The 6679-nt window shown below is 36.1% G+C and carries 8 protein-coding genes; 1 reads left to right on the top strand and 7 read right to left on the bottom strand.

Going from position 1 to position 6679, the window contains the following annotated elements; translation table 11 throughout:
* Positions 1-220: 220 nt before the first annotated feature.
* Entirely contained in the window at positions 221-457 is a 237-nt protein-coding gene (locus tag JF75_RS10060; RefSeq protein ID WP_046333037.1) for a DUF2922 domain-containing protein, read from the bottom strand.
* Positions 458-483: 26 nt separating this feature from the next.
* Positions 484-705: a hypothetical protein gene (locus JF75_RS10055; RefSeq protein ID WP_046333036.1), complete on the bottom strand. Its 222-nt coding sequence runs from the start codon at positions 703-705 to the stop codon at positions 484-486.
* Positions 706-1940: 1235 nt separating this feature from the next.
* Between JF75_RS10055 and JF75_RS10050 the strand changes: the two genes are divergently transcribed.
* A complete protein-coding gene (locus JF75_RS10050; RefSeq protein WP_046333035.1) occupies positions 1941-2483 on the top strand; it encodes a hypothetical protein in 543 nt (180 codons plus the stop codon).
* A 797-nt stretch (positions 2484-3280) separates the two neighbouring features.
* Here the strand turns inward: JF75_RS10050 and JF75_RS10045 are convergent.
* From JF75_RS10045 to JF75_RS10745, 5 genes are all read right to left on the bottom strand, one after another.
* Positions 3281-4021: a LysM peptidoglycan-binding domain-containing protein gene (locus JF75_RS10045; protein WP_046333034.1), complete on the bottom strand. Its 741-nt coding sequence runs from the start codon at positions 4019-4021 to the stop codon at positions 3281-3283.
* Positions 4018-5031, bottom strand: a complete 1014-nt coding sequence (locus tag JF75_RS10040; RefSeq protein WP_046333033.1) for a replication initiation factor domain-containing protein — start codon at positions 5029-5031, stop codon at positions 4018-4020. Before JF75_RS10040 ends, JF75_RS10045 begins: the two co-directional genes overlap by 4 nt.
* 270 nt (positions 5032-5301) lie before the next feature.
* Positions 5302-5625, bottom strand: a complete 324-nt coding sequence (locus tag JF75_RS10035) for a single-stranded DNA-binding protein (protein ID WP_046333032.1) — start codon at positions 5623-5625, stop codon at positions 5302-5304.
* 15 nt (positions 5626-5640) lie between these two features.
* Positions 5641-6480 carry a tyrosine-type recombinase/integrase gene (locus JF75_RS10030; protein WP_046333031.1) on the bottom strand — a complete coding sequence of 280 codons (840 nt, stop codon included), beginning with the start codon at positions 6478-6480 and terminating at the stop codon, positions 5641-5643.
* Between the two features lie 23 nt (positions 6481-6503).
* Positions 6504-6653, bottom strand: coding sequence for a YvrJ family protein (locus tag JF75_RS10745; RefSeq protein WP_141639358.1), 150 nt, complete (start codon positions 6651-6653; stop codon positions 6504-6506).
* Between the last annotated feature and the right edge of the window lie 26 nt (positions 6654-6679).

Genomic DNA, 6679 nt, shown 5'->3' with positions numbered 1-6679 from the left:
CCGATATTTTGAGCACAGATTTTGCATAAGTCCAATGAACCTACAATCATTTTTGCTGCTTCAGAATTAGTTACGTCTAATCTAAACAGCACATCTTTCACCCTTTTGCATAGTTCGCACTTTTTATATATCGGTTGTGAGTACTCGGACAAAAATAGGAATTTGTTCATTTTATTCTCCGTAATAATATAGGCAAGGGAAATACCCTTGCCTGTATTAACTATTCATTATTTTCATTAGTAAAAACAGCGTCAGTCTGAGTTGTGTAGTATTCAGCTCCAACTACATTAGCGTAAAGTTGCCAATCTCCTTCACCAAAAGCTTTAGAAGCTACAATTTTCTCCATAGCAGCCTGTACAGCTTCCTTAGTTAGGTCCTTTTTTGGGTGGGGAATTGTAAGGATACTTTTTTTGTTTCCACTGTTAGTAAAGATTAACTTTAAAACTTTGTTACTCATTAGATATTTTCCTTTCTATTAGTGAATTATTCGTCGTAATTGAATCCGCCACCATCGACCCTAGTTACACTAATATCGCCAAATTGACCATCAATTAGATTTAGGAATGTTTCCGCAAATGAGCCAATTTGTTCATTAGTTGCGTTTTCATTTAATTTCCTAAACGTAACACCACGTAAATCTCCCCCTTCACTTGGGTAATAGAGAATTTTTATCTTGCGTGATTCAAAATTAGTTATGTATTCCATAATTTTCCTCCTTATTGCATGGTATGAATTGTAAAGATGTTTTCTGAAGGGAAATTCAGTGTACAAAAAAAGCAATGAATTTCTCCATCACGTTAAAAGCACGCGTGTCATCATTGCTTGGTTTACTTTCAAAAATCTATATGTTCTTTCTTGATGTAGCTAGAATTATAACTGAGATTTTTACTAAAAACAATAAGTAAAAGTTTGTGAAATTCGAAAAGCACATTTTCAGAAATGGCTCTACACCGGGATTTCAAAATTCAATTTTTCCCATTTCACAAACTTTTTATACTTGATAAAAAATGAAAAGACGATAAAGCTTGATATAGCAGCATTTATTGAATGCTTTCATTAAAACTCCAATTTTAACGAAAGCAGGTCTGAAAAAGTAACAGAAATTAATTTTTGTTATGGGGCATTTTATTATTTACTACTTTTTTAAAGATTTATGTTTCACAAATTAAAAATTTAGCTTATAATGTTTTTAACAGTTAAATAAACATGAAAAAAGCTCAAATCAGGAAGGCAATCCCGAAAAGAGCTTATACGCTGACTACAAACTGCACTTGTAGCTTCACGCTTTTCAATCAATTGATTACTGAATCATATCAGTAAGTAAATTGTATAAAGAAATTGAAAATTAATCAAGTGGAACCGACAGAAGTTTGTATGTCCGTTCCATTTTTTAATGCACTTTTTCAATGGATTAGCAAAAAATAAAAGTAGGTATTCGCACCGCTGCAAACTAGCGAACGCAGGCAAGTAAGTAAGGGGCTTACCGGGAGTGTCAAATGGTGACTACAACCAACGTAACCGATCAATAGATAAAGCGTAAAAGGTAGGGGTGGTCATACACCCGTATATAGCTGACAGCCAGTAGGAACAGCTATATGCGGGGCATCACATTCCTTATGTATAAGTAGACCTACATAAGGTTGCCGGGCTGTATAGGTGTAATATGTGCCTTCTCAATGAAGGAAACGACGACGGACGAAGCGACGGCGACGGAAAGCTTGTCTAAAGTTGTTTTTAATTTTTACGCTCTGTCAAAGGGCGTAAACTCCTCTGAACTCGCTCTGGCTCAAAAAAGCTTGCTCCCATTTGCTGTTTCTTTCAAGTTTTTTCTCGTATAAAGTTATAAAATTTTAGTTTATTATTTAAAGTAAAGAAAATTCGATTATATTTGATTTAATTCGAAGTTTATTCATTCGAATATTTTTGGAGCGTATAGTGTTATGAGTAAGACAGTTAAAGAGATTGCTTTAGCTTTAAATAGAAATAAAAGAGAATTAGTAAGAGAAAAACAAAGAGTACGAGACGAGATAAAAAGGCAGCATATTGAGACAAAGAAAGTTAAGAATAGGTTTGTTGTTTCTGATATTGACGCTAATAAAATCATTGAAGTTTTGAAAAAGAAAAATGAAGATAATTCGAATAAAAGTCAAGAATTTGATGATTTGAATGAATTAGTAAAAAAATGGAGGGACCAGTCTGATCTGCTTAAAAAAGAAAATGAAAGATTGAATGAAGAAAATCGAAGATTAAATTCAAAAATAGAAAAATATGCAGACGATTTCAAGGATCTTAATGATAAACAGTTGCAACTCAATAATCAGCAACAGCAGTTGCAAGCACGAATTATAGAACAGACAAAGGAACTAAAAAATTCTCAAGAGAAGTTAATAGAGGCAACTCAGAATAGTTCAAAATTGGAGAAAAAAGTTGAGAGGGTTACAAAAGCTTCGTTGTGGCAAAGAATAACTAAACATTTTGATTAAATGTAATGTTTTATCGGAAAATGAAAATTAACAGAAGTGTCCGTTTGTTTTGCAAGTCTATTCTTAACGCTACAGCCGGCTACGCCGTCTTCCGTTTCGTTTCGAATAGTCAAGCTTTACAAACGGACACTTCTGTTTCTACGGAGTAAAATAAGAGAATAAAGAACGAGTGAAAATACTTTCATATTTTCACTCGTTCTGGTAAAATCAAAAAATCTGTGCTATTATTACTTTGTGGTAAAAAGCACTGTTATACTTGGGATTTTAGGCCATGTTTGATTTTTTGATTTGCGCGTAATTCCAGAATATGCTGGCACATATTCCCATGGTCTGCGCGCTAACAAAAAGTTTGCTAACATTTTAAAACCTCATGTTTATGTTTAACTTTAAACCCGGGACGTACAAACAAAATGTACGTCCTTTTTAATTATAGCACGTCGTCTGCGTGTTTTTCTTCAAACCTCAGCAGATAGATGAAAAAAAAACGTATAGGATTTGATTAAGGCTATCTAACAGTAAGTTTGATAGCTTAATCAAAAAGTGTATAGAATATGATTAAGGCTGTCTAATAGTAGGTTAGACAGCTTGATAAAAAATGTATAGAATGTGATTAAGGCTGTCTGTTAGTAGGTTAGACGGCTTGATAAAAAAACATATAGAATAAGTTAAACCCACCTAAGAATTAACTAGAAGGGAAGCTTTGTGTCTCAGCGATTGCTAGACGGAAGACGGCTATGCCGGCTGTAGAGCAATCGCTGAGACACATTGCGACCAAAAGTTAATTCTTAGGTGGGTTCTTATGTTATCTTGATAATTTGACCTGGAACAACTAAATCTTTGTATTGAGCATTGTTTAGTTTAAGTAATTCAGGTAGCCATATATTATGCCTAGTTGCCACTGTAACCCACGTATCGCCGGGTCTAGCTATATATTCATTATCAAGTGACAATTGGTAGCTTTTGTTGCCAGTGTAAAAGCCGTAAAAATCATAGCCTAAATATTGCGTGTTACTTTCTAATGTATTGGAATAGATCCAAGTTCCAGCGTTTTTAACACCAGCGTTAAGGCCGCCAGGATTAAATACGGTCAGATTAAAGTCTTTGACTGTTTCTTGATTAAAGTGGTGAGTAAGGTCAGCTTTGTTGAAGGCAACATCAATGTTTTCCTTATCAATAAAGCAGGATAGGTAGCGTAATAGCTCTTGTAGTCTTTTTTCTCGGTTTGTTACGACGTAAGTTTTTAAGCAGAAAATGGAAACTTTAGCGTCGCTCGTATAATTTAATTCCCTGTATGCACGATAAAAGCATCTAGTGTCTTCTAACGGGTTAGCCAAGTTGGTAATTAGTCCTGCATGTATTCTCATGCCGGTTTCTCTTGCAACTTTAGTATGTATTTCACCAGTTTCATATTTTTTAAAACCACTTAAATGAAGACAGATAACTACGTCTTTTACCTTATGCTTTAAAAGGTTCTGGTAGTGTTCTGTCCTGCTCGGAGTCATTGCTGTGGCCCAAGCAATTCTTGGATATGTACTCATGTAGTTATTTCCTTTTTGTAGAGATTGACAGCGTCCATGTGTTTCTGTGTGAGCCTATTTGTTCCATTGACGATAGTTTTCCTAAACCAGCTCATATCGCCATCTAAGGCTGTTAAAATTGCCGCCATTGTCGGTGCAACTTGACGGTCAACCCAAGCAGACATCTGTTCAATCGACTTACTTTCTTTGCTTATAGTCAATTTTAATTTGTCGACATTATCAAGTAGAATTTCCCACCATTTAGCAGTTGGCCATCTGGCCTTGTTTCGATCAGTTGTCGGCAAAACAAATCTTAAATATTGTCTGAGTGTCCCTCTCAGCACATGCCCTAAACTTTTGTCCCCTTTTATTATGTGTTCGACTAATTTTTTAGCTCTGTCTTTACGATAAACGAGTTCTAAGCGCGTCCATTTTTGAGGTATTTTTTCAAAAGGTTGTTCTGAATTAGCTTTTCTTTCTAAACTTTTATCATAAATTCTGCAAAACAAGTCGGAGGCCTGGGAGCCAAAATACATGGTTCGCCCTAAAAAATCGCCAGTAGAAGTTTGACGAGAATTAATTTCGTCCCATTTGCTCCACCTTGAAGTAAAATTGCCCGCAAGTGCTGCTCTGTTAATCCGTTCATAGTTGATAATTTTAGATTGATAGTCGTCAATTGCTAGATCAATTCTTGAAAAATTAACATGATCAAGAATGAAAAGTCTGCCTATCAATTCAATCAAATTATTATTAGCAGAGTAATGACGGCAACCTTGCCCGGTAATCATGACATGCACACCCGTTTCTGCTTTAATCTTCGAATTTTCTGTGATTTTCTTTTCCGGAGTTGTAAACATGATAAAAATGCTACCGTCTACCCATTTGAGCTGATTATGATAGCCAAAACGTCCCTTACTTAAAAGGGCAAAATTTTCGAAGTTTAAATTTAAGAGTTCGATTGCTGATTTGAGAGTCATATCCATGACTGTAAACTCTAACCAGTCAATAATTACAGACAACGTTTTTTCCATTTTTTTGTTCTGCTTGTATTTATTACCCCCCTATTAGTACGGGGGGGTGATACGTACAAAGTCATTTACTTTCTAGTGTAATTTCAAAATGGGGCTACGCCCCAAACCCCGTCGCTCGCCGCTAGGCAGGTCAAACCCAAAGGTTTGCCCTTAAGAAAGCTTGTGAGCTAGAGAAAGCTGTCAATTGCTTATCCTCCCAAGCCTTGCTTGGTCCGGTATCATTGACAGCTATGTAAGTTTAATATTGATTTTTTAGTTAAAAAGATTAGTCTATTTTTCTACATGACTTGGGTCGTGCAAAAATTGAGCTGCATTAGCTACAACAGTGTGGTGGTACATGTTTTTTTGAGTTTCCTGATCAACGGACTGGCTGACTTGCAGACGTCCTTGCACTAGTACTTGGCGGCCTTTACAGCAAAACTTATTTACTGCGTCTGCTAATTTATCAAACGCAACACATCTGATAAAGTCTGCTTCTTTTCGGTTATTTCTGCGAGGCACGGCTACTATAAACCAAACGTATGGTCGCCCCTTTACACTTGTGTGTAATACTGGCTCTTGTGCTAGTCTGCCTAGCAATTTAATATCGTTCATTTTTTCTCCTAATGTTTAAATTTCTGCTTTAATCTTGCTTAAATCTGTAATTGCTGACTGTGCATAATGGGCAGTCATTGATAGGCTTTTATGTCCTAATAGAAATTGAGTAGTTGTCATAGGAACGCCCTTTTCCGTCAGTAATGCCGCAAAGGTGTGCCTTAACAGGTGACAGTTAAAAGCAATCCCGGTCTTCTTGGCAAAAGCTGTTGCATATCCTTGAAGTGTACGCTTGGATAATCTGAAAAGTGGTTGCTTATTAATCGTAAGTCCTTCACGATAGCTCCAGACGACTTTTGCGGCCGTCTTGTCGACAATAGGAATGCGCCGGTTGCTACCCCACTTGGCCTCATGTATGTCAATGTATACAGACTTACCGTATAGAGCTACATCAGTAGGTTCTAAATGTGCAGCCTCACCTACACGGCAACCTGTTCCCATCATCAGCCAGAATGCTGCACGTGCGTTTTCTTGTAATCCATCAATGTAATTTTTAAAAATAGCAAGTTCTTCGTCTGTTAGCCGTCTTATTCGTTTAGTATCAGTAATTTTAGGATAATAGTCCTGTGTGACGACAATGTTGGCGATTATGCCCTCTTTCACTGCCCATTTATTAAATACGCAAATCGTTGAGAGCTTATTTTTAATAGTCTGACTTTTTTGGTTCTTTTTTTGCAAAAAGCGCACAAAATTTGTAATATCTGTTCCTTTTAAATCTTTAAAGTTGATTTTTTCTTGATTAAGAAATTTACCTAACTCGGTTAATCGAAAATTATATTCATTAAGTGTTCCGGTAGCGCGCCCTTCCAGGCGCTTATCGTCGATAAACTTTTTAACTATTTCTTCAAATTGCATAAATATTTAAATTTGTCGTGTGTCTATTGATCTTTGCAGGTAGGCTTAATTACGTCAGATAGCTGTATTATTGCGTTGGTTAGTCCCTCTAGCTTGGTTTCAATCCGCACTATCAGCAGAATTGCGATAATAACTCCTGCAACTTGATCTAGAAACAATTTAACAATTTCCACCTTAACCTCCTTTTTGAATAATTTCG

The sequence above is a fragment of the Lactobacillus kimbladii genome, assembly GCF_000970755.1.
GTDB classification, from domain to species: domain Bacteria; phylum Bacillota; class Bacilli; order Lactobacillales; family Lactobacillaceae; genus Lactobacillus; species Lactobacillus kimbladii.
Note: the sequence above shows the minus strand (reverse complement) of the source record. Positions and strands in the feature narration are given on the sequence as shown.